Raw genomic sequence first — 25,495 nt, forward strand, 5'->3', positions numbered from 1 at the left:
ATCATCAAAGATGCTTCGGTGCAAGATCCTTCGGGGCCCAATCCATTACTATATTGTTTCCCAATGGGTTGTGAAAGTCTATGATGTTCACCATCTCGATATATACTTGTGACTCACTTTTGATATCAAGTAATTTTTGAATTTCTTTAACACTATACCCTTCTTGTCTCAGCCTAATTGCTTCCAATTTAACCTCAAGAGGATAGACACTTTTTTTGTGGAGACCCATTAACAGTGGTCAGTTTCCAAATTTGTTATGATTTTCTGTCTATAAAATAATCGTCGTGAATAAGGTGTTTTTTAGCTCTGAAGTTATTGGATTTAATGAAATATGCTTGAAAAATTGTGATATAAATGAAAATAAAATTTAGTTAAAAAAGATTTGTGTTATGGTAGTGATAAATAAGGAGCGTGATATTTAACTGTAGGATTCTCAATAATCGTAGAATTATAAGTTATTACCCCTTTTAATAAATGGGGTAAAAATTTTATATCGATGTTTATTATTGCTTCAGAAGTCATGTTAGTAGTTGATGAGGAGAAAATTATGAAAAAAAGAAATAGTTTGTTTTTACTTACGCTTTCGTTTTGTCTGTTAATTTCACCAATTTTCGCTTTTGCGGATGAGACTAAACCTATCAATGAGTGGTTTAAAAGACCCTCTATTGCTCAATTTGTTGCTGATAAATTATCGTTAACAACGTCAGATCTTGTTTCACAATCACAGTTAGATGAGATTAAGACATTTAATCCAGCTGTTGGTGAATTAGTTGATATGGAGTCTTTTCTTGAGATTGCAAGTCTTAGAAAACTAGAGAATATTTATCTACGGAAACAAAGTCTAAAGAATTTTGAAGGAGTAGAAAATTTCAAGGAGCTCGATAGTCTTATGGTGGTCGAATCGCCAATTGAGAGCATATCAGGAATTGAGCAATTACCCGTGCTAACTTTGTTGTCTATTGGATACAATTACTCACCTGTTTTTATAGAGAATCCAAGTGCTCTAGCTCCAATTGATGGAGTGCCATCGTTAGTAAATATCGACTTAAGAATGTTAGATCTGACAAATGATCATTTAAGTAAGCTAAAAAACAATAATCAAAACTTGAGAAATATAAATTTACATGGAAATAATCTTACGAGTTTTAAAGGTCTAGATGTATTCCCGAATCTAAAAAATCTTAGAGTTTCACAAAATAATCTAAAAAAAATGGATGGTATAGAATCTTTAAAGCAATTAGAAATGCTTGATATAAATAATGAAAACTTTGATAAAAGTTATGGTAATGGAATCGTTGATTCGTCGCTTTTTACTATGTGTGATGAGAGTTGCCTTTATTATGACATGGACCGTCATAAAGTAATATTAGAGATGGAAAAAGGAATCGATGATAAATATTATATTGATTTAAATCAGTTCATAGTTCCAAGTGTAAGTAATAATGCAGTCAAGAAGTTCCATTTTAAGCTTACCAATATTGCTGCTGGTAAATATGACGAGGGTAAAAATATCGTAGAGTTTACTACTGAAGAAATTGAAAATATTAATTTTTCCGAAGATTTTCTAGAAGTAACTCTAAAAGATCATAATAATCAGAGTTATGGTAGAATTTTTATTTATAGTGATAAACCTAATGTGAAAAGAGATGTATTCAAAGTTGTGTATCGAGATGGTATTCAAGATGAACACAGCTTTAAAGACCAGGTGTATGAGGGTATTGAAGAAGGGAGTCTTACCCCTAAATATGTTGGAACTCCACAAAGAGAGGGTTATCGCTTTAAGGGTTGGAGTCCGGAAGTATCCGAAACTGTTACAGAAAATACTGTATATGTAGCACAGTGGGAAAAGAATATTGAAGTGAAAAAGACATATGAAGTAGTATACCGAGATGGTATTCAAGATGAAGACAGTTTTAAAGATCAAGTGTATGGAGGTATTGAAGAAGGAAGTCTAACGCCTGAATATGTCGGAACTCCACAAAGAAAGGGTTATCGCTTTAAGGGTTGGAGTCCTAAAGTGTCCGAAACTGTTACAGAAAATACTGTATATGTAGCACAGTGGGAGTTAAGCGTAAGTATTGCGAATCCGACAGCACTTCCTCCAACAGGTTTATCAAATAACAATTTATTTTTAATTGGAATTGGATTAGTGCTCACATCGTTAGCTCCATTAAGTATCAGAAAAAATCGAAATTGAACTCTTAAATCAAAGGTAGACAAGTAATCAATCTTGTCTACTTTTTTCAAAAAAAAAGGTAATACATAATATTGCTTCGTGTGTCGGCAAAAAAATATAGGTACATGGGTTTAAAGATTTTGATAGAATACAGAGAATCTTTTTTTATTTTTTATATTGAGGTTTATTCGTGAAAGATTAAGGAGAGTATAGAGATGCTTTCTACTATACGAGGATAGCGCTCAAAACTAGATTCAACTCATAGATCATATTCTTTTTAGAAATAGACTGATTGTAAATGATCGTAAAGAAAAGATAAAAATTAATTTAAGCCCATGAAACTTATGATGAAATTTTAGATTGAAAGAGGTAGTTATGAAAGAAAATATATTTTATAAAATCAATTTTTATTTTAAAAAATGGTTTGCAATTAAATTGTCTAAGAGTATTTTTAAAAGTTTTGATTGGCTATTTTATTTACAAGGTAGTGAATTCAGAGAAGATGTATCGCCAAAATATCAAGGACAGTTTTGTGCGACAGAGTTATACTTTGATATACAAAAGCGAATAATAAAACACATTCTAAGCGCTGTAGAACGTCTATCAAAAATTAACATTGCTATTAGTTGTGAGTAGAATACAAATCATGTTTTATTTCGAACTGTTTTTAAAGCTTATTGTAAGTTTTTTTTCTGTCCTTGTTTTTTCAAAATTACTTGGTAAAAGAAATATTTCACCAACCAGCCCAAGTGATCACATAAACAACTATGTACTCGGTGGACTCGTTGGTGGTGTTATATATAATTCAGAAATAGGCGTTTTTGACGTTATATTAGTTTTTGTACTTTGGGGAAGCTTCATTAAAATTCTTGATTTTATTAAAACTTGGGTAAAAAAAATTCGAAAAATTATTGATGGAGAACCAATATTACTTTATTATAACGATAATTTTATAATAACTAATCTTAAGAAATCAAATTTGTCTGTCGCAGATTTTTATTACAGCATGCGAATGAAGGGTATTCAAACAACCTCAAATATTTCCAAAGCAGAATTATTACCAAATGGACAGATTGTTTTTATAGAATCGAAGGTAGATGAACTCAATTATTTGGTAATTTCAGATGGTAAGTTTAATAAAAATGAAGTTGAACTGGCAGGCCTAAAGGAAGAATTTATACTAAATGATATTGGTATTCAAGATGTGAAGGAAATAAGCTCTTGCGAGTATACTAACGGTACATATCGTTATACCAAATATTGATTATTATACGTTCAATCTGTATGGCATGTTTTATAATGAGGTTTTTTGTAAATTAGTGTTGGTGAGATTACCCGACATATTTAGAGTCAAAACCATCATCATAGGAATATGATGATGGTTTTTTATATCTTAGTGTACCCGTATGGTTGTAGTGGTCAAACTTTTTTATAACTCAGGTGGATAAATAGATTTAAGTATTTCTAATTTCATTTGGAATTCTATAATCATTTGATGCATGTGGTCTAATCTAGTCATACCATCTAAACAAATATTATGATATAGCATTTTCAAGTTGTTTGTCACTATTAAATTGGTAACGGTTGATAAGCACAAATTTCAAAGTTCTAAAGAATCGCACTATTCCTACATTATCATAAGGGCATCCGCCTTTGCTCATACTTTGAGTCACTTCATTTTCTACACAAAATTCTGTGAAATTGTATGAAGCAAATTGACTTTCTTGATCACTCTGAAGACTTAAATCCTTTGGTTGTTCATTTTAGGTTAATAATGCTTCGGTCTGAGAGGTCTAGAATACTGCAGTTGTATTGAGACTTTACATTCAAACCTTGGATATATGTGAAATCAGTACACTAAACTGTTTTCTGTTGCTCAATATTTAAGTCTTGAAGCGATTGGGAAAAAGTTCGTGCTTTGTTCCTTCGACGTAGAGTAGATGATTCTTAGCCGGTACGCAGTAGGTCTGAAGCTCTTGATTCATAAATTTGTGAACTGTGGTTTTGCTAAGTTTAATCCCTTGCCGCCTGTTGAATGAAAAAATCTTTAATTCTATCTTAAACCAATTTCTTCCTTTGATAATAATCACTGCTGATATTATTGAGATAGTTATATTAATCATCGGCATCAACACCACACTGCTAAAATAATTAACATAAGCCAAAGTGGCACTTATACTGATTAATGAATTCATGTATTACTTGCCTATTTTCTTCGCGGAATTAGATAGTTTTTGTTTGAGTTTACGGTTCTCTTCCATCAATAAGAGTTCGCTTTTTGCTTCAGGAGTTGTTGGAAATTTTTTTGGTAATCACGAATCGAGTTGTTGCATGTTCACTATACCATTAAACGCTCTGTTTCATTTGAGATAAAAACATTGCTTTAAGTTTCTAAAAGCAGTTTGTGAACTTAGGATGAATGAAAACGAAATCATAGTGATATCGCAGCAGATAAGTCGATATATTTTATGTGTTTGATAGAATTGGTTTGTAATGTCATGTTTTTCAGTGATTTAGGTTGCTGTATTAAAGGAGGGGTTACTTATAAAGTTTATGAATATGCAATAAAGAATAACTTAATCTTATAGAGTACATTAAGGAGGAACAATGAAAAAAACGTTAAAAAAATTTTTACATATAGCTTTTTCTTTGACACTAATTTTAAGTAATGCTTTTATTACAAATATCAATGCTTCGACAGTGAGCGATGGTGATATTATTACTCTAACGGACCCAAACTTTAATAAATCCAACGGGTATAATACTAATATAGAGAAATATATGACTATAGAAGTTGCAGAAATAAATGAGAATCAATCTAACATTATATTATCTATAAATCGAGAAAACGGTATTTTGGCGTATACGCCCTATAATAGAAGTACTAAAACTTATGGTGAAACTGTAGAGTTCTCGAACACCAGTCTCAATGTTGAACGTAAAGTCTATTCTAGAACCAATCTTGAAGTTGATCACAAGGCAGGTACGTACAAATATACTCCTGATCAGAACAGAACTGGAAACATCTATAACGGTAAATTTAGATACGATGGTTCCAACATTGCTTATACATATGGAAAAGGGTTTGCAGGAATACCAAAATTTGTGAATGTAACAGCTAAATTTATGAGTGATGGAAAAGAAATCAAGCCAGCTGTGACTAAAAAAGGAATCCAATCACAGTCCTACATTTTTTTAGAAAACTATCCAATCGAGGGATATTCACAAACAACTGTTAGCGGAGTCAAATCTGGGAAAGTTGGAAAATCAGACATTACAGTGATTTATAATTATGTTGAAGACTACGATGCAGCCAAACATGATATTGTGATTGATCCAGCTAGTTCAGGAGACACGAAAATAATTGGAACTGGATTTCCAGGTGATACAATTGTATTCACGGATTCTTCGGGAGAAAAAATCGGTGAAGGTGTCGTTGATTCAAATGGAGATTACGACATTACATTAGATAGACCTTTAATTGGTGACGAAATTATAACAGGTCAACCTATTACAAATGGCATTAAAGGTAATAAAGAAAATGTTGTTGTTTATAATCGTGAGAAGCATAAAGTAACGATTGAACAACCAGTAGAAAATGATATTATTGTAAAAGGTAAGGGAATCGCGGGTGATTTATTAATTCTAAAAGATGGCAATGGAATAAATATTGGCGAAACAACTGTCAATGATGATGGGTCTTACACTATTAATGTATCTCGTCCTCTAATTGGCAATGAGGAAATCAAAGTTATCCCTTATACGAATGATATAGAGGGTATGGAGACGAAATCTACCGTTCTCGATAAAGATGCACATAAACCAACGGTGAATAAGCCAGGCTCGGGTGAAACCAATGTGACTGGAAAAGGAACCCCAGGTGATGAAATCATCATTACTGATGGTAAAGGTAAAGAAATCGGAAAAGGTACGGTTGATTCGGAAGGTAACTTTGATGTGAAAACAGATCGAGCATTAGAACCTAATGAAGTGATTACAATCACACCCCAAACGGATGGGAAAGCAGGGACACCAGCAGAAGAAACCGTTCTCGATAAAGATGCCCATAAACCAACGGTGAATAAGCCAGGCTCGGGTGAAACCAATGTGACTGGAAAAGGAACACCGGGTGATGAAATCATCATTACTGATGGTAAAGGTAAAGAAATCGGAAAAGGTACGGTTGATTCGGAAGGTAACTTTGATGTGAAAACAGATCGACCATTAGAACCTAATGAAGTGATTACAATCACACCCCAAACGGATGGGAAAGCAGGGACACCAGCAGAAGAAACCGTTCTCGATAAAGATGCCCATAAACCAACGGTGAATAAGCCAGGCTCGGGTGAAACCAATGTGACTGGAAAAGGAACCCCAGGTGATGAAATCATCATTACTGATGGTAAAGGTAAAGAAATCGGAAAAGGTACGGTTGATTCGGAAGGTAACTTTGATGTGAAAACAGATCGACCATTAGAACCTAATGAAGTGATTACGATCACACCCCAAACAGATGGGAAAGCGGGAACACCAACAGAAGAAACCGTTCTCGATAAAGATGCCCATAAACCAACGGTGAATAAGCCAGGCTCGGGTGAAACCAATGTGACTGGAAAAGGAACCCCAGGTGATGAAATCATCATTACTGATGGTAAAGGTAAAGAAATCGGAAAAGGTACGGTTGATTCGGAAGGTAACTTTGATGTGAAAACAGATCGAGCATTAGAACCTAATGAAGTGATTACAATCACACCCCAAACGGATGGGAAAGCAGGGACACCAACAGAAGAAACCGTTCTCGATAAAGATGCCCATAAACCAGCGGTGAATAAGCCAGGCTCGGGTGAAACCAATGTGACTGGAAAAGGAACCCCAGGTGATGAAATCATCATTACTGATGGTAAAGGTAAAGAAATCGGAAAAGGTACGGTTGATTCGGAAGGTAACTTTGATGTGAAAACAGATCGACCATTAGAACCTAATGAAGTGATTACAATCACACCCCAAACGGATGGGAAAGCAGGGACACCAACAGAAGAAACCGTTCTCGATAAAGATGCCCATAAACCAACGGTGAATAAGCCAGGCTCGGGTGAAACCAATGTGACTGGAAAAGGAACACCGGGTGATGAAATCATCATTACTGATGGTAAAGGTAAAGAAATCGGAAAAGGTACGGTTGATTCGGAAGGTAACTTTGATGTGAAAACAGATCGACCATTAGAACCTAATGAAGTGATTACAATCACACCCCAAACGGATGGGAAAGCAGGGACACCGACAAGTCTTAAAGTCTTTGACAAATATAGTCATAAGCCAGATCTTAACCCAATGAAAGATGGCGATGAATTAGTTTCTGGAACCGGAGTGGCTGGTGATGTAGTTATTATAATTGATTCAAAAGGTAATGAAATCGGAAAAGGTAGAGTTAATATACTTGGGAAATTTTCAATCAAATTAAATCGTAAACTGAGCGGTGGAGAAGAAATCTCGGCTATTCCTTATACAGATGGTATGAGAGGAACTATGATTACTAAATCCGTAATGCATCAAAGTGATAGCAAAAATGTTCTTCCGCCGGCCGGAATAAGTAATAATTACTCATTCTTACTTTTAGGAGTATTACAAATAGTTTTTGGAATTAAAATATATTTGAAGAGAATGTGTGAAAAAGAATTATAATTAGACCTAAATTTTAAACAAGTGCTCATTGAGAAACCATAGATTGGATCTCATAAGCTTAGAGACACTTGGAAAACGCGGAGAAATTAGCGCATCCTTAATTCAATGATCTTTAATTTACAATGTAGATAAACCTACCTCGAGAGTTATTAAAGCTTCACCCCGTTTATAATAACGGGGTGTTTTTTTGTTATCGGTTTAGAAAACCACACGCTATTCGTGTGAGCGTGTGAGAACGGAACTAGGTCAGTTCCTACCTATGCATATAGAGTTGTAACAGAAAAAACCCTCAGTGTTATTGTAAATGTGACTGACAATCGCAAATATAAACAAGGAGGTTGTTACTTGACACCAAGAGAGAGTTGATGAATAAACTGAGCATGTTATTAACGTTTTCGTTGATAGTTAAAAGATTTATGGAGCACGTAAAATAAAGACAGTACTAGTCCAAGAAATATTTGTCTTATAACGCAGACGAGTATCGGGAATTTGTTGTTCGTAAACAGTTTGAAGTAAGAGTCAGCGACCTAACCTATGTAATGGATGGACATAGCTAGAATTACACTTGCACCACTATTGATTTATATATTCGTGAGATTGTGGGACACAGTTGTTGACAAAAGAAAAATAGCAAATTGTTTCATAAGGCGTTTGCAAAGATAAATTCAAGTTTAAGATCGATTTAATACTTTCATTCATATTGAGGAAGTGAGTTTGGTAATTACCTGATTGACGATATCTGTTCAACAGTTGGTGATTAAGTCGTAAGGTTAACTACATTTGACAATACCATCGCTGAGACAAAATTCAAGACAAAAAAAGGAGGTTGACAAAAAGCACATTTTCTCAATACTTGAGGAACTGGATTATGAGTTTGGATAATTGTTGAGTGGTTTAATTCCAAATTACTTCATGCATAGAACACCATTAGAATAGAAGCAACATTCTATCACTAATTTGTATATATCTGTTGCAATTTTAAGGCGAAATTTAAACCCGAAAAAATAGAATGTTTTATAAGAGAAGAAAACGTAAAAAGAGAATGAGTGGAATGATGAATCACTTGAGATGGAAATTGGAAGAGAAAACGGTACTTCCAATTAGCCTAAGACCTAAATATATTGAGGAACGAAACGAGATTGGTCAACTCGAAATCGACTCCATCATCGGTAAGAAACATGAAACTGCAGCGATTATATCTATTGTGGACCGCTGCTCAAGAATGATCTGGCTTATTAAAGTAAAATATCCAAATTATTATTACACATTAAACAAAATTCGAAAATTTATTGAAGAAAATAAAATAACAATCAAATCGATAACAGTAGATAATGGACTTGAATTTAAAACATTAGGGATTACAGTTAAGCGGTTGTACGTAAAGATATATAAGTGTAACTCGTATTGTTCTTTTCAAAGTGGAACTAATAAACGCGAGAATGCAATCGCACGATGGTTTATACTAAAAGGAAAATCGATGTCTAATATTTGCTTCAAAATTGCCTCAATGACGCGACAAATATTTGAGGTCAAAAAGACTTCACAGCATTATTTTTTCTTTCTGAATCGATTTTGATTTGCAATGAGTATCAAACCAATTACAAAACAAGCGATGGCACCATAGAGGGGTGCATCGGGGAGTCCATAGGGTGGTAGCGTTTTAACACCGTTACTGTGTGCTGGGAGTTCATGATCGCTTTGAGTAGAACGGTAATTTTGACTTGTAACAAAAACTTGTGAAGAGCGATTGTTCATCGGACTTGGGGAAATAGAGATTGTAAAAATAGAAACCATGCTTAGAATCGAAAAAAATGTTTGTTTCATCGTAGACCTCCACAATAAAAGGGGATTATTAGTACCTTATATAGGTATCATACCAACGATTCTATAAAGAATGAAACGAAATACCCTGAAAGACTTAATTGATTTAGAAGAAAATATGCCATATTTGTAATGTTTTTCTAACAATTATCATGAATGTTTCACCTAATTGTATTAATGGTGATTTAAAGGCTCTATATGTTTGATAAGGTGTTTCTATTAGCCTATTTAAATACTTGTGTTATATTTATTTCACAAATATAACGAATAATAATGATAGGATACTTTAAAGTCTATATCATTTTCATCACGTGTACGATGTATGATTTTATGAAAAATTATTTAGAAAAGAGGAGACACTATGTTATTTACGAAGAACCGTAAAATGCGACCGGTGAGTATCGTCGCATTAGTATTCGTACTAATTGTATCGCAATTGACAATTTCTGCTAATGTACCTGAGGAGGAGCTTCCCCACGAAGCGATGCTAACTGCGGTGATTGATTCCAAACAATCGAATGTCGTGATCGAATCACCTACGAAACCTTACACAGCGAGGCAGCATTGACATTGAATTTCAGTGATTCAGAGTGGATTAAAATTAAGGATGAATTTAATCCACTCATGTTTAATGTGCCCGACGAAGCTACCCTAGTCCATGTTGAGGATCCAGTACATACGGATAAGGACTTAAAGGCTAATACCCTTCAAGATTTAACTCAAATTAAGGTAAAAGAAGAAACGAATGGATTCAGTTTAGATTTTAAAGATGTAGATGTTAATCCACAATCGTTTAAAATGGTGTATGAAATTCTTATTAATGAAGACTTAAAGATGGTTGATGAAAAAAATATCCTGCTGTAGGAGCCGTTTTAGATCAATTAAGAACTGAAATCGCTTCGTTAGAATCACAAACAAATTATGTAAATGATGAAGATGAAAAGAAGCCTCCAAATGAAGTGAGCGTGCCTAAGGAAAATTAAATTGATGAAATCTTGCCAGTATCGAATGAAACAAAGCCGGTACTAACAGGTGAAATTGAGTTGAATCTTGAAGGCGAAACACACGCTAAACTTCGGTATAAGTGTCAATTAATTAGTGAAAAATTCCTGTGAAAATGGAAAGTTATACGAATCAATCAACAGATTTTAGTGTTGATATTTTCACAGATGACAAAGAATTTGTAGAAATCAGCTATAAAGTTAAATTTTATCAAGACTCACTTGATAAAATAACAGCAGATTCCACTATTTTTGATTTCCATTATTTAGAAAATGGAGAACGTGCTGTATATAAATATGAACATGATTTTCCAGAAGAAATAACTCTTTTTACTGCGACCCAGGAACAATTCATAATCAGTGATAAATTAGAGGAATACAGTACATCGAAGTTTGTACGTAAAAACCCACATCAAATGTCGGAGCATTTAAACTTGTTGTTGATGAATTACTTATATCAAATGAAGAGGCAGGTATTGAAAATCAGTATCGTTTCCAAAATTTAATTTCATACCAAATTAACAGTTATATTTCTGATCAAATTAAGAAAGGGACAGATTTAGATACGATTAAAGAAAATTTAAAAGAAGGATTTGAATTTGCTACCGATGAGTACATTTTTAATCAATATTCTTTTAAGCAAATGGATAAATCAGAACTTGATAAACTCGAAAATTATCCACTTGTAATCAATGACTTTATTGCTTCAGAAAATAAAATTGAAGAAACGTTCCCGGTTCAGCCAATCGGTGGCAGTGATCACAAACTGAAGGAAGCTGGGTTTAGTGAGATTAATGGAGGCTTAGAATTAAAATGGGAAGGGATTTTAAATTCAAGTCGTAACCATACGATGAACAACTTAAATCTTGCGTTCATAATTCCACAAATTGTGAAAACATCTGGTCTTGGAAATTGGGATGTTAAGACTTAAGTAGACATTAGCAACTTTAATGTTAAGAATGATGGTACATTAGAACCTTGTAATCAATATCCTTCAGTTTCAGAAGAATTTAAGAATACATCAACTCAAGGAATTGAAGCTATTGAAATTCCGCTGGTTGAAAAAATATTATTGTAAAATATTTTGTAACGCAAACGTATGTCAATGATAATCTGCAATTAGAAATTGAAGGGAATCAGTTGGGAAGACTCACAGCGTCACTCGACAACAAGCAGCTTCTACGTTCAGCAGATAATAAAAAAGTATATCCAAATTCAATCATCATAAAAGGTGAGAAGCGTGAGGAGGCAATGCCAACCAGTTTAATTTGGGATATTCGATATAATAGTGAATTGGTTCGTAAAGAAAATGATGGGTTTAATTTTAGAATAAATAAAGATACCATTAAAGCTTACCATGCAGACCAAGAAGATAAGTATATCGAGATTCCAGCAACCTATGACACAATGAAGTTTAACCATAGCGTAATCGTTGATAGCAAAACGATTGAAAAGGAGGGTCGTTTTGACGTGGTCTGGAATGATGAAGGTACAGATGCACAATTTCGTCTTAAGTCGAAAGAAACGTTATCGGAACCCGTAATGTTTCGTATTATTCTAGAAAACAAAATCAATGAGAAATATCAATCTGGTAAAACGATTCGTGATGAATTAATGGATTCGCCTAGTCTTAAGTTTGAAGGTGACGCAGAAGTGAAATCTTTTACAAATGAACAGGAAATCACAGGCACTGAGCCTACAGAAGCTGAATTTAAGGAACGCGAAGCAACAAATTATTTAGTATTGTTGGATAAAAAACCTATTATGATTGACTATCGAACCAAAGAAGTCATTTGGGGTGCCTCCATCAATACAACAACCGCTCACTGTATCGGACTACCAGGACTTTCCTATATAGATAAATTGGGTGAAGGACTTGAATTTGAACCGATGGATAGCGAGCATAAATTGCTTTTGTTTAAAATTGATCCAGCAGAGAACTCATACCGTGAGTATGAACAATTCCGCCATGAAGTTCAAAAAATCATGGATGATTCAGCACTAGAATCAGCAAACATTTTTGCTGCTGTTACTGAATTACTAACGAAACCTTTAGTTGAAGAAGGTGAGTCGGACAAAACTTACGGTCAAGTAGCACAGTTACTCGATGATACATTAGTGGGATATGCTTCTCTTGAAGATTGAGAATCGTTAAGTACAAAAAAATATATTGTTTCTCGACCGAAAGCTGATCCAACTTATGCTGATAAGATCAAAGGTATCGTTCTTAATGGTGTTGGTAATGATGTACATCAATCAGATATAAACAAAAATGATTTTACGAAAGACGCTGATATACGTGTTGAATTTGTTGATTCTGACAAAGCAGTCGGAAATGGAGAAGAAGACGATAACACTTATTTTCTTTTATCAAATCTCAACCGCACCACCCAAGGTGCGGTTGAGATTTGAATTTAGGAAAGGGATTAAACGTAATCAAGTTTGATCCCTTTCTTCTATTCTAAAACAAAATATTCTGTATTTTAGAATAAATATTTGTAGAGTTTGCATTCTACCCCCCTCTTTTATTATAAAGTTGACTAATCAATCGAATCCATAAATGGGAGGAATATTTAAGTGGGAAGTATAGGGTGTAATCTAGAAATTGCGAATAAAAATAAACAGTAATATAAAATCAACGCTCAAAACCAGATTATATTTTAACTCAATGTAATACCCCTAACAAAAACGTCTATAATCCAACATAGATTGTCTTGGTCGTTTTTAGTAGGAACTGATGTGATATAGGTCGAAAGAATTCGTAAAAACTGATAAACGATTTGGTTGATCGTAAGTTCATCACGAAGTAAATTTTCGTGCAGATGAAATAAGTTGAAAAACGGTTGAAAGTAGTTTTCTTGCCAAACTAAATAGAGCGTATCGCGCATTGATTGAGATTTTAGGGATTCCATATCATGAATCAATAAATTAAAATTCATGGGATGCTTTTCTTGAATAAATAAACTCATGGATTTTAAGTGGGTATTCAAATCCATACTACTATTTTCAGCGATAATTCTTAAATCATCACCGATTTTTATTGCAAAATCATTGAGAACCTCAAAATAGAGAATTTCTTTACTCTTAAAATAGTGATAAATAGCTGGTTGTGTGATTCCAAGATCACGTGCAATATCACGAGTAGAGGTTTCTTGGTACCCATATTTCATGAAATATATGTGGGCAGTCTCAAGTATGTGTTTTCTTATCGATTTCATATAATCACCTTTACAATATTAAATCAAAAAAAAAGCACAAATACAATCATTAGGCAAATTACTTATCAGGTGATAAAAAATCTGATAGAATGTGTTTATCGGCTGATAAGGAGGAAATATGTATTTAGCTATCAAAGAAATTAAAAAAGAAAAAGGACGTTTTGCAATGATTCTTATCGTCATGACCTTCATTGCTTATTTAGTGTTTTTCCTGTCTAGTCTAGCATACGGTTTGGCATCAATTAATCGTACCGCTCTTGATCAATGGCAGTTTGATTCAATAATATTAAATAAAGATGCAAACCAAAATGCACTTGCATCCTTTATTACGAATCAACAAATAGAATCGATGGATTTGAATGTCAAAGATGCATTGCGAATTCGTGGTATTACAGCTACGTTTGGTGATGAGCAAGACGATGCAATTTTGATTGGTGCAGATGCATCGCACTTTTCAGATATAGTTACACTTCAAGAAGGTGAATATCCGCAAACACAGCACGATATTCTTATCTCAGCTGATATTCGAAATGAAAAACAATTAAACATTGGTGATAGCGTCAGAATCTCTAAATACGGAGATTATAAAATTATCGGGATTACAACTTCTAGCAATTATAATACGAGACCCGTTTTTTATACTAACCTAGAAGGATCTGAATTGGATGATGACAATCTTTACAACGTGATTTTGGGAACAAACTCAAGTGAAGACTTTGAGACCTTATCAAAAGCTGAATTAATTGATAATCTACCAGGATACAAAGCACAAATTTTAACATTTGGTTTAATGATTGGGGCACTATCGATAATTTCAGCGCTTATAATTGGTGTTTTTATGTATATACTCACAATGCAAAAGAAACCAATTTTTGGTATCTTGAAAGTTCAAGGATTTAAAAATAAAACCATCATTAGTTCGATCATTATTCAAACATTTATTTTAACTGGAGTTGGACTTGGTCTGGGTTTTATTTTATCTGAAATTACTTGTTATGCCTTAAAAAGTACGGTTCCCGTTGCGACATATGTGCCTCTTTCCATAGGGGTAACTATTGCAATGATTGTATTCTCTCTTTTGGGATCGTTATTTTCATCACGGATTATTCTTAAGATTGATCCATTGAAGTCATTGTAGGAGGAAATGTTATGATATATTTAGAGTCTGTAACCAAATCGTTTAACGACGGAAAAAATCGCGTTGAGGTATTGCATCCAGTAACATTACACGTAAATCGAGGTTCTTTTGTTGCTATTGTGGGTCCTAGTGGTTCTGGTAAATCCACACTCTTAACCATTATGGGTGCTTTACAAAAACCGACACAAGGTACTATTACCATCGATAATCATCAACTTTCACACCTAACGGAAAATGAACTGTCTTCATTGCGATTTAATACACTTGGGTTTATTCTTCAAACCTCCAATTTAATTCCATTTTTTACAGTTTATGAACACTTTCAATTTAAAATTAAAGAATCAAAGCACAATATTGCAGATCATGAAATTCGCAAAATTTTAGAGTCCTTGGACATTGATAAGCTTCGTGATCAATATCCAGAAAGTCTTTCGGGTGGTGAACGTCAACGAGTAGCAATTGGGTTGGCGCTGATACTAAAACCGAGCATTATACTTGCCGATGAGCCAACGGCGAGCTTAGATACTGATCGCGCATTCGATGTGGTAAAGTTATTAAAACGTATTACCAATGAATATAATACCTCTGTCATTATGGTGACACATGACCTTCGCATGATTGAGGAATGTGATGAAACATATGAAATGGTTGATGGTACACTTAAGCAAATTTAAAGCTTCGAAAGGAAGTCTATGAAAGCATTATTAATAAGTACGATTCTGTTTAATATCTTTGCCTATCTAACGATTATCATTCGCCCGAAACTATACTCTGTAAAGATCTTTAAACCGATGATTTGGAATTTAAAATTATCATTAATCCCCTTTGTGATTGTTCTTATAACAACAGCAGTTACCTTTGGGACACGGTATGTTTATGCTCTCACGCATTCTCATATCATTTTGTACCTATCAAATATAATCTTTGTATTGGGGTTCGTTCTTTGGTTGGCCTTGCTTCCGAACGCTGCTTATTTACTCACCGAGTTAAATTTAACCCACAGAGAGATAGATGAACATGAAGTTCCAATTTGGTATGATATTATTTCGGTAACCTCGCTTGCATTGTCGGGTATTATAAATACGATGATGAATATCATGATCGTACAGTTGGGATATTTAATTATTATTGATCCCATAATCGTTCAAACACGCGATCAAGTCATCATTCAACTATCAGCAGTAATTATTATTCTGTTGCTTTCGGTGGGCATTTATCTTGGACGTGAGGTGAGATTTAATTCATGGGATTTATTACATCCCAAAGATTTCATCGTAAAATTTAGAGAGCATTTCAATCATCCGGGAATATGGAAAAACTTTTTTTATTTTGTGCTTTTTCATCTAATCTTCTTATTACTTGTTTATAATCTTCTAGGACTAAATAATATTTATTCTTTTTTCACATCACATTAGGTTTCGTTAATGTGATGTGCAGTTGTTGATGGATAACATGATTTTAGGAAAATTATATATTTGCAACCATTTGGTTGCATTTTTTGTATCACCCATTAATTTTCATTAAGAACAGATTATTATTTAATGACAGTTATTGCATAAAGATGGAGAAATCGTATGTTAAATTTATTGAATACCTTGGATCGTAATCATTATAAACTGATTACTTATCTTAACAGTGACGCACAACCACATGCATCAGTTGGGGATTTGTCGAATCACTGCAAATGTTCTGAAAAAACAATTTATACCTACCTTGATCAAATAGCTCAGGAGTGGGAACCATTATTAATTATAGAAAGCTATAGTGGACGATATTATGTTGATGAGTATAATCAAAAAACCAATGAGCAGATATTAAGGACATTTTTGATGCGATCGTTATCAATTACTCTTTTCATTGATATTGTAAAGAATCCAGAAACATTAAATGAAGATCGTATGAAGCAGTTTTATATTAGTGAATCAACTTTTTATCGAACTTTACGTATGATGAACAAAGAATTTGGATCAAGCGCAATTCAGTTTAAGCGAAATGGTAGTAGACCTGTCAGTATTGTATCCGAACAAGAGCATTATATCCGTAAGTTTGTAACCTGTTTAATTCTAGAACTTTATGGTACGAAAGATTTGGATGATATTCTAAAAATTAATTTAGAAGAAGCGAAATTAGTGATTCAAGAAGTTTTTGATCGTAAAGGGATATACTATGATAGTCTTACACTGATATTCAGTGTGACTTTATTTGTGGTTTCTGAATTGAGAGAGCGACAAGGGTTTCACAGTAATCTTTCCATGATACCGGCGACGATGGTTGAAGCGATAGATTTCTCAAAGATTTTCAAGGGATATCGAGATTATGAAACAACTCACTGTATGCAAAGCTTGTCCGAAGTACTGTACTACCATACACCAATTCTCAATCCTAGTGAAACAAAGGTGTTTTCGGATGCTTTTCTTGATGAACTTATTGCGAAACATGATTACATTCTGAGTAAGGATACTCAAATTTTTATAAGTTTAATTCATCAAACCCTTTTAAATAACTACAGTCTGTACCCTTTTAAAACATCTTTGTTTATTGATCGAATTGCGGATTTTATGCATGCGTTTTATGAAGAACATCCAAAGATTCGTAGCGATTTTTACCAAGCGCTTAACGCTTCGCAGACAATCTCACTTAATCCTGATTTATATCTCGATGATTTATTGTATTGGTCAATTATGAATTGTTCAGATATTTTAGATCAAAAACCAAAAATCATGCGCATTTTAATCTACTCGGATTTAGGCATTCAGCACGCGATGTACATACGAAACAATTTGATGTGTCGATTTAAGTTGGATGCGACCCAAATTCAAATTGATTGCATGAGTTACTTCGAACTTACTTCGATGGATTATGACCTATGCATCGGAAATACCCCCACCACGGGTGATGTTATTTTGATTGATGACTATCCAAGTCAAAAACAATACATAAATATTCTAAGGAAGATCATTTTTTGATGTGATTTTCATCACAATTAGATAGAACCAACATCTACAATATGATTGTAAATCGTGAATGTAAGACACCCCTTTGCTTCCGTTATAATAATAAAACAAAGGAGCGTTATGATGAAAAAGAAATTGATGATTGCATTATCGAGTTTTTTATTAATTCTATCTATAATTCCGTTAAGCGCAAGTTTTGAAGCGTTTAATTTAGAAAGTCATGCATACATGACTTATGATTCATTCAATAGTGGTCAAAAAAACAGTATTGAATTCAAACTTAAAGCAACCGGGGCTCATACAACCTTTACCAATTTGAAGGTCGATGTATTGATGCCAGATTTTGTTCAGATGGACATAACCTCAATAAAAAATGCTCTTGGAGCTGATTATAATGTAACTCGGACAGATCAAGGAATGTCGATTACAAAAGAAATTTTTGAATCGGGAACGTATATGGAGTTGCCATTTATTTTTTCAGTTCCAAATGGTGTTACCCCTACAAGTACGCCATTAACATTCAATGTGAAAGTAGCCACGGACCAAGTGGAAAAAACAGATCAAGTACTAACGACAACCGTTGAGGCAAGTAGTCCTCTTAAATTAACGAAGGCGTATGAAGGACTTAAGGATTCAAGGTATAGTGGATCTTTAGGTTTAAGTCCTGGCATGGAAAGTGTTTGGGTTACTAAAGCACAAATTGATCGGCAAGATCAAGGGCAACTTTATATTAAAGAGGGAAGCCGAATTAGGATCCAAGAAACTTATCATGAATCATTAGAATACCAAGGTATGATAGAAGGACCAAATCCTGATGAAGTAGATCGAGATACTCGTACGCTTATATGGTATTTTGATGCACCGACGTATCTTGAACAAGATCAATTGGATGCTTTATTATTTCAAAAAAATTTAAAAGTGAATTATAGAGCGAACCCACGTCCTTTGGATGTACCCATTCCCGAAGTACGAGTCACATCGCGTTTGGAGTTTACTAATGTTGATGATGTGGTACTTGAAGATACTTCGTATGCGGAAACAACCTTGTATCCATCAGAAAGTGAAACTCCTGAGGTAGATGGGAATTGGTATGTTCCAGGACACTTTAGCCCGATTGATCCATTTGGTAAACACTCAACGGATTTTGAAGCACTGAATAAGCGCCCAACCGTATACCCTTGGGCAACATTAACCTACGCCCATCAAATGACAGCTTTGGAACATGGTGCAGACGGTCGTTATGTTGAGTACAAGTGGAACTACTATATTAATAAACATTTACGCTTAGAATCATTTAAAGCGCCAGGACGCTTCGATTATCGACCAACAACAGATTATGGAGATGCAACACCGTTACACGAACAACCCATCCTTCATGCTCATGTCTATGATGATCAAAAACAAATCATCGCAACATTTAAAGATCTAAGCCATGATCAAATTATTACCCGCGAAGAAATCTTAAAACAAAAGAATTTACCCGAAACAACTCAGATTGCGCAAATTCAATACGATTTTGAGTCCACTGTTCCAGGAATGATGATTGATGAACCACTCCCTCAAGAACATAATGGGCTTTCTCGCATGCCTACGTATACATTTAGTATCAAAGATACATGGCGCGAGGATGCGAAGGAGAATATCACTGAATTAAAGAATGAGATGGACATTGAAACTGCTTTTAATTACGGCAGCAGTTTTGAATTAGTGCGAGAACTTTATGATTTCAAAGATAATGCAAAAAACGATTACACCATTACATTCCCGGATGGACGTGTGAAAGCATGGTTTGAAGGTTTCCACTTTCTAGCAGCCCCCCGATGGGCTAATGTAACCGAAAATCCGGAAGCATACCATCCAACTGTTACAAATAGTATTGAACTCCTTGATCAATACAAAGGACAAATTTATAAGGGTACGAATAAATTAAAAGTTCAAATAGTAAATGAACCTTCGTCTGTAGGTGCTGTTAGGGACAATGTTCATTCAATCATATATGTACCAAAGAGTTTACAATTTAAAGACTTAACGCCACAAGGGAATATTAAGTCGATTAAACGTCTTGGTGAGAGTCGCGGAAATCACGATGTTTATCATATAGAGTGGAATATCTCTCAATTGGCCCCTTATGAATTAGCAAGTCATTCTTTTGATGTGGAAATTTCGGGAGTGTTGCAAGACATTAGTTTAAAAATATTTACGATACTTGAAGCAAATGATACGTTTGAAACACTTGCAGTTTCAAACCCTACAATTCAAGACACGCTTGTGATTGACTACGATTATTACACAACCCAAGCTACATTTGAATCCAAGAAAATGCTTCAAAGTCAAAACCATTATCAAATGATTTCAGATTATCAACTCAAGATTAAAAAATGGGTAAAGAATGAAAATGATACCCTTTATGATACACAAGCATATATCGAGTTAAACGATAAGATTGATTATAAATTACAACTTACAAATCATACGGGGAAAGTGATCAATGAATTTGTATTGATGGATATTCTACCAAATATTGGTGATCGTGGGATTACAGACTTTACACAACGCAACAGTGAATTTGATGTAAGTCTCAATGGTCCGGTAGGTGTTGATGAAACATTGTTTAATGTATTTTATAGTACTTCTTCCAATCCAAGCCGTGAAGATTTAAATCGTGTCCTTACAACTGAAGGCTTTGATGCAATCGTGGATAAGGATACTTCTGAACCAAATTGGATCACCGCAGAAGATGTGACGGACTGGAAGACGATTAAAAGTTTTAAAATCGAATTGAAGGATCAAAAAGAGCTTTCGGAACTTCAAGATTTTGAATTCACCTTCCAATCTAAAATTACCAATCCAGATGTGGTTACTCACAAGTTGGAAAGCAAACCAAATCTTACTGCATGGAATTCATTTGCGGTCGCAATCAACGGTCATCCTACTATTGAACCGTTAAAAGTTGCGGTTCGAACCGGTACCACAATACCCGAAGACAAGCCAAATGAACCTTATGAAGAAGATCCAAAAGAAACACCAAAAGAAACGCCAAAAGAGTCAGAAAATCCGACTCCGGCATTACCTAACACAGGAATTGCATCATCAAAAATGCCTTACCTAGTAATTGGTTTCGGTAGTCTCTTTGTATTTAAAGGTTATAAGAAGCGTCGAAAATAAATATGAAATAAAAACAAACAATTCTTTTGAACTGTTTGTTTTTGCTTTTAGTTACATGATAGAATGAAGTTAATATAATGGAGGTGATTTAAATGGAATATCTATGGCCCATTACAGGTGTTTGTTCTGTTGTGATTGTGTTGTTGAATCTCTTTAGGAGTTTAACGGGACGCATGAAACATTGGTATCTTTTCTATTCTTTATCGTTTATATTTCCAATCTTGTTTTTATTGAGTGAATATTATCTTATAGTCCGTTTAGTGAATCACGATGATTTTGGTACAATTGCGGATGTAGCACCAACAATGTTCACGATTATTATGGGGTGTTGTCTGGTGGCATTTATCCTTAACGGCATTTCGTTATATTTTTATGTCAAACACTATAATTTAAGAGAAAGCTACTCATAAGTAGTTTTTTCTTTGCCGCAACCAAACGGTTCTAGGCTAAAAAAGGAGGTTATGATAGGATTTGGATAAAAGGAGCGGCGATCATGATTATAAACCAATAAATTAAATTTTATCGAACAGAACAAAAGATGAGTCAGGAAATGTTAGCGGAAAAGCTAAACATTTCACGTCAATCAATTTCTAAATGGGAACGCGGCGAAAGTCTACCTTCTATCGATAACCTCATTCGCCTGAGTGAAATACTAGGGATTCCCTTAAATGATTTGGTGAAAGGAAAAGAAAGTTTTCCAATACCCTTTCGCTTCGGTCAAAACACTACGAAAATCTTTTTTGTAGTGTTTGTGTTTTTGACAGCACTTGTATGTTTTGTGACTTACGCCATCAAACCAAATCTCATAGTTGTGCTACTTGTTTTTGGGTATTGTTGTGGGATGGTAAGTTTAATAGGATTTCGTCATTTCGAAGATTACTATGACTACTTTGTAGTTTGGCATCAAGGCATCGAGGTGTACACAGGAACGAAATTCAAACTAACAGCTACATTGTTAAGCTTCATGGGTAAACGTAAGACCAAGCAAATACCTTATGATACCATTGAGTCAGTCAAAATCTATTTTAATAATGAAGGGTATGATCTCGGCACCTATGAGGGTTTAAATTATCGAAGAAGACAGACAGTTGTTGGTAGAGAAGTGTTTAATCTGATTCTTACAACCAAAGATAAAGGAAACTATACCTTAAGTCTCGACCGTCTATTTTATCCACAAAGTGATGAATATAAATATTTTCCCGCAATTATTAGTTTTTTTGAAAAACATGAAGTAAAGATTAAGGATGCTTATGGAATCCTAACAGCAATCTCAGATGAATATGACTTAATTGAATCTGCATATCGAAACCGATAATCGGTTTTAGCCTCACCCTAAGTATTTGATAAATACGTAAAATTCAAATCTTAGATACATTAAAAGTATTGCCTATAATAATATGGTATTATAGTATTGGTATTTAACGAGATTATTACCAAATATTAATGTAGTAGTTTAATGAATGTGAGGAACTTATTGTGTATTATTTTAGTTTTATTTACTTATGTGCATTTTTATACTTTGGGAAGCATTTAGACTCAAAGAAAAAATTCATCGTGGCTGCACTACCGTTTATCTTAATTATCTTTTTAAGGTTTGGTGTAGGGGCAGATTATTTTTCATATCAAACGATATATGAGTCCATTGATCCTCACCGGATTAATGAATCTTTTGCAAGCCTACCTAAAATTGAAACTTTGTTTAAGGTATTGATGCTTGGTGGTCGTGCAGTCGGTATGAATTATCATATTTTTTCAGGATTACTATGCACGGCAATTCTACTTGTAGCATTATTTTGGATTAAGGACAGTTCTGATAACTTTGAGATGGCAACGTTACTTTACTTCTCAACTTTTTTCTTATACTGGAATTTGGGTGCGTTAAGACAAGTTATTGTTATTGTGGGATCGATGTATGTTTACTTTAATCGAGATCGAGATTTTGACTGGAAAATCAAGGGATTAACAACAGCTGTTTTATTCTTTATTCATGGAACTGCACTTGTTGTTCCAGTTATCTATATAGCTACAAAGATAAAATGGTCGTTTAAGTGGTTTATATTAATTTTTGTGCTATTTCCACTGACCCGTTTAATATTCACACCTGCAGTTTTATCAATTTTTCAGAACATCCCAATACTATCGAAACTGCTTCTATACTCAGATGCAGATCATATAAAAATATTGAGTGTACCCTTTTTATTGAGATTTTCAATTTTTACGGTTACAATTTTACACTACAATAAATTAACTGAAAAATATTCAAAACAAAAAAATCTTATCGATTTTGTGTTGTTGAATATGTTGCTCTACTTCTATCTTCCATTCTCAAAAGTATTGGGAACACGTATTACAGTATTTGGCTATTATGCTACTGTAATCACTCTACCGATGATTTTAAGTCTATATGAAGATAAAAAAATCTATAAATTAGCGTTTGTAGTCTTATTAGGTTTTAATGGAACTCAGTTCTATAATGAATTAGCAAAACAGGTAAAACGTACGGGTTATGAATATTCACCGACGCGACTAAACCTCGAGACAATTTTCCAAAAGAACTATGCAAGTTTTAATAACATGTACGCATTTGAAGTTCAAAATGGTGAATTAGTTAAAGCCCAAGTTAAAGATTATCAACAAAACAAGATGCGCACTGTTTACGCCCAAGAAGCACTATATGATCCAAATCTAGTTCATTTATCTGTGAAGTTCCCAGATAGCGAAAAAGTTAAAAAAGGTGAAGACTTCTTAACTTATGGTATCGTGAATGAAAAAGGACAAATTGTTGAATTACCGACGGCTAAGAGTCGATTTAAGATATATGGACCGTTTGTTGAAGAAACTATCGGCGAAAGATCATATTCAAGTAAATTGTATCGTAAAATCGGAAATCCATTAGTTGTGGATTATGAAACTGTAAAATCAACAATTGATGTACGAAATGAGTTTAACGGTGCACGTGATTCAAAACCGTTCCCAATGACTATGGTTCCAAAACATAAAGTCATTGAGTACGATGAACTTAATGCATATAACAAAAATACTGTTTGGAGAGGGTCCATATACAAAGACTTAACGTTTACAGATCGATCATATTTTATGATTCAAACAGAACATTCTAATTATTTCTCAATAATTGACGAAGAGGGAGCGATTCTTACAGATAAGTTCTATTCCTCTATCAGTCCATTTGATGCAGATGGTATAGCTGTAGGAACGACAAAATATTCTCGTGAATACTTAGACTATAATGGAAATGTAATTTGGATGGAATTGTACGAATAAATCTGGCTTTCACTGCCAGTTGCTAGGGAGGTATAGCCATGGAATCGTTAAAAATTGATTTTGTTGTCCCGTGGGTGGACGGAAGTGATAAAGATTGGATTCGTGATCGACTCCAACTCGAAGGTAAAGACGTAGAAATTACAGACAGTGATTATCGAGATTGGGATATCTTTAAATACTGGTTTCGTGCAGTTGAGATGTATGCACCATGGGTTAATAATGTCTATTTAATTACGTATGGGCATTTACCAGAATTTTTAAATGTTGATCATCCTAAGTTAAAAATTATTAATCATACAGATTATATTCCAAAGGAATACTTACCAACATTTTCATCGCATGCAATTGAATTGAATATGCATCGTATTGAAGGTTTAAGTGAACACTTTGTATATTTCAATGATGATATGTTTCTAAACAAACCTGTTACGCCAGAAGACTTCTTTAAAGAGGGTCTTCCTTGTGATACTGCAGTTATCAACCCAATAGTTCCTGCACGCTATGACACAATTTCGAATATTATGCTGAATGATATTGGAGTAATTAATCAAAATTTCAGTAAACGACAAGTTATCAAGAAGAATCCAGGAAAATGGTATAACTACCGTAACGGTGTTTTAAATGCATTAAATCTAATCTTTACGCCGTGGTCACGGTTCCCTGGACTTTATCAGCAACATCTTCCTACTTCGTTTTTAAAATCTACTTTTGAGACGATTTGGGAAAAGGAATACGATGTATTACATCAAACATGTTTACATCAAATACGTGACTACAAATATGATGTCAATCAATGGGTTATCAAAGAATGGCAAATGTGCGAGGGTAATTTCATGCCAAGAAGCCATAAAATTGGGGATCGTTTCCTTATTGATAGCATAGAAGAGGCTGAAAAAGGTGCACAGGCCTTAAAGTCAAAGAAATATAAGATGGTGTGTCTTAATGATCATTATGATGGAGAAAATCTTGATGAAATCATTAATAAACTAACAAATGCTTTTGAAATGAAACTATCCGACATAAGTGATTATGAGAAAAAATAATAGATAATAATCTAA

At 34.1% G+C, this 25,495-nt stretch carries 19 protein-coding genes and 2 pseudogenes; 18 read left to right on the top strand and 3 right to left on the bottom strand.

Features of this window, described 5'->3' with window-relative positions; translation table 11 throughout:
- Positions 1-547: 547 nt before the first annotated feature.
- From EL194_RS01610 to EL194_RS01620, 3 genes are all read left to right on the top strand, one after another.
- Positions 548-2,197, top strand: a complete 1,650-nt coding sequence (locus EL194_RS01610; RefSeq protein ID WP_013853358.1) for an InlB B-repeat-containing protein — start codon at positions 548-550, stop codon at positions 2,195-2,197.
- 354 nt (positions 2,198-2,551) lie between these two features.
- Positions 2,552-2,812 (top strand): hypothetical protein, encoded by a 261-nt coding sequence (locus EL194_RS01615; protein WP_003774594.1) that lies wholly within the window; start codon positions 2,552-2,554, stop codon positions 2,810-2,812.
- A 10-nt stretch (positions 2,813-2,822) separates the two neighbouring features.
- On the top strand, positions 2,823-3,440 hold the full coding sequence (locus EL194_RS01620) for a DUF421 domain-containing protein (RefSeq protein WP_003774597.1): 618 nt from the start codon (positions 2,823-2,825) through the stop codon (positions 3,438-3,440).
- 247 nt (positions 3,441-3,687) lie between these two features.
- Here EL194_RS01620 and EL194_RS08625 read toward each other — a convergent pair.
- A pseudogene (locus tag EL194_RS08625) lies at positions 3,688-4,505 on the bottom strand (transposase family protein); the annotation flags it as partial.
- Positions 4,506-4,783: 278 nt separating this feature from the next.
- Between EL194_RS08625 and EL194_RS01630 the strand changes: the two are divergent.
- Both EL194_RS01630 and EL194_RS01635 read left to right on the top strand, forming a co-directional pair.
- On the top strand, positions 4,784-7,858 hold the full coding sequence (locus tag EL194_RS01630) for an Ig-like domain-containing protein (protein WP_126345098.1): 3,075 nt from the start codon (positions 4,784-4,786) through the stop codon (positions 7,856-7,858).
- Positions 7,859-8,855: 997 nt separating this feature from the next.
- Positions 8,856-9,434, top strand: a pseudogene (locus EL194_RS01635) (IS30 family transposase); the annotation flags it as partial.
- Here the strand turns inward: EL194_RS01635 and EL194_RS01640 are convergent.
- Entirely contained in the window at positions 9,407-9,682 is a 276-nt protein-coding gene (locus EL194_RS01640; protein WP_003774606.1) for a hypothetical protein, read from the bottom strand. The pseudogene EL194_RS01635 and the gene EL194_RS01640 sit on opposite strands and share 28 nt — an antisense overlap.
- Positions 9,683-10,243: 561 nt before the next feature.
- On the opposite strand from EL194_RS01640, the gene EL194_RS01650 reads away from it, so the two are divergent.
- The 4 genes from EL194_RS01650 to EL194_RS01665 all read left to right on the top strand — a co-directional run bounded on the left by EL194_RS01650 (position 10,244) and on the right by EL194_RS01665 (position 12,825).
- Positions 10,244-10,543, top strand: coding sequence for a hypothetical protein (locus EL194_RS01650; protein ID WP_003774608.1), 300 nt, complete (start codon positions 10,244-10,246; stop codon positions 10,541-10,543).
- A gap of 253 nt (positions 10,544-10,796) precedes the next feature.
- Positions 10,797-11,186: a hypothetical protein gene (locus EL194_RS01655; protein ID WP_003774609.1), complete on the top strand. Its 390-nt coding sequence runs from the start codon at positions 10,797-10,799 to the stop codon at positions 11,184-11,186.
- A gap of 137 nt (positions 11,187-11,323) precedes the next feature.
- On the top strand, positions 11,324-11,611 hold the full coding sequence (locus tag EL194_RS01660) for a hypothetical protein (RefSeq protein ID WP_003774610.1): 288 nt from the start codon (positions 11,324-11,326) through the stop codon (positions 11,609-11,611).
- Positions 11,612-11,820: 209 nt separating this feature from the next.
- Entirely contained in the window at positions 11,821-12,825 is a 1,005-nt protein-coding gene (locus EL194_RS01665) for a hypothetical protein (protein ID WP_003774611.1), read from the top strand.
- A 515-nt stretch (positions 12,826-13,340) separates the two neighbouring features.
- Here EL194_RS01665 and EL194_RS01670 read toward each other — a convergent pair.
- Positions 13,341-13,898 carry a TetR/AcrR family transcriptional regulator gene (locus EL194_RS01670; RefSeq protein ID WP_003774612.1) on the bottom strand — a complete coding sequence of 186 codons (558 nt, stop codon included), beginning with the start codon at positions 13,896-13,898 and terminating at the stop codon, positions 13,341-13,343.
- Between the two features lie 118 nt (positions 13,899-14,016).
- Between EL194_RS01670 and EL194_RS01675 the strand changes: the two genes are divergently transcribed.
- The 9 genes from EL194_RS01675 to EL194_RS01715 all read left to right on the top strand — a co-directional run bounded on the left by EL194_RS01675 (position 14,017) and on the right by EL194_RS01715 (position 25,480).
- Entirely contained in the window at positions 14,017-15,036 is a 1,020-nt protein-coding gene (locus tag EL194_RS01675) for an ABC transporter permease (RefSeq protein ID WP_003774613.1), read from the top strand.
- 11 nt (positions 15,037-15,047) lie between these two features.
- Entirely contained in the window at positions 15,048-15,710 is a 663-nt protein-coding gene (locus EL194_RS01680; protein WP_003774615.1) for an ABC transporter ATP-binding protein, read from the top strand.
- Between the two features lie 18 nt (positions 15,711-15,728).
- Positions 15,729-16,451, top strand: coding sequence for a DUF1361 domain-containing protein (locus tag EL194_RS01685; protein ID WP_003774616.1), 723 nt, complete (start codon positions 15,729-15,731; stop codon positions 16,449-16,451).
- A gap of 159 nt (positions 16,452-16,610) precedes the next feature.
- Positions 16,611-18,002 (top strand): helix-turn-helix domain-containing protein, encoded by a 1,392-nt coding sequence (locus EL194_RS01690; protein WP_003774620.1) that lies wholly within the window; start codon positions 16,611-16,613, stop codon positions 18,000-18,002.
- A gap of 111 nt (positions 18,003-18,113) precedes the next feature.
- Positions 18,114-21,155 carry a hypothetical protein gene (locus tag EL194_RS01695; protein ID WP_003774622.1) on the top strand — a complete coding sequence of 1,014 codons (3,042 nt, stop codon included), beginning with the start codon at positions 18,114-18,116 and terminating at the stop codon, positions 21,153-21,155.
- A gap of 92 nt (positions 21,156-21,247) precedes the next feature.
- A complete protein-coding gene (locus EL194_RS01700) occupies positions 21,248-21,565 on the top strand; it encodes a hypothetical protein (protein WP_003774624.1) in 318 nt (105 codons plus the stop codon).
- A 140-nt stretch (positions 21,566-21,705) separates the two neighbouring features.
- On the top strand, positions 21,706-22,470 hold the full coding sequence (locus EL194_RS01705) for a helix-turn-helix domain-containing protein (protein ID WP_162136924.1): 765 nt from the start codon (positions 21,706-21,708) through the stop codon (positions 22,468-22,470).
- Positions 22,471-22,631: 161 nt separating this feature from the next.
- The gene (locus EL194_RS01710) at positions 22,632-24,437 is read left to right on the top strand and encodes an EpsG family protein (RefSeq protein ID WP_081580992.1); all 1,806 of its coding nucleotides are present in this window, start codon (positions 22,632-22,634) and stop codon (positions 24,435-24,437) included.
- Positions 24,438-24,475: 38 nt separating this feature from the next.
- On the top strand, positions 24,476-25,480 hold the full coding sequence (locus EL194_RS01715) for a stealth family protein (RefSeq protein ID WP_003774629.1): 1,005 nt from the start codon (positions 24,476-24,478) through the stop codon (positions 25,478-25,480).
- The last annotated feature ends 15 nt before the right edge of the window (positions 25,481-25,495 follow it).

Origin of the sequence: Erysipelothrix rhusiopathiae (assembly GCF_900637845.1) — a bacterium.
Lineage (GTDB): Bacteria > Bacillota_I > Bacilli_A > Erysipelotrichales > Erysipelotrichaceae > Erysipelothrix > Erysipelothrix rhusiopathiae.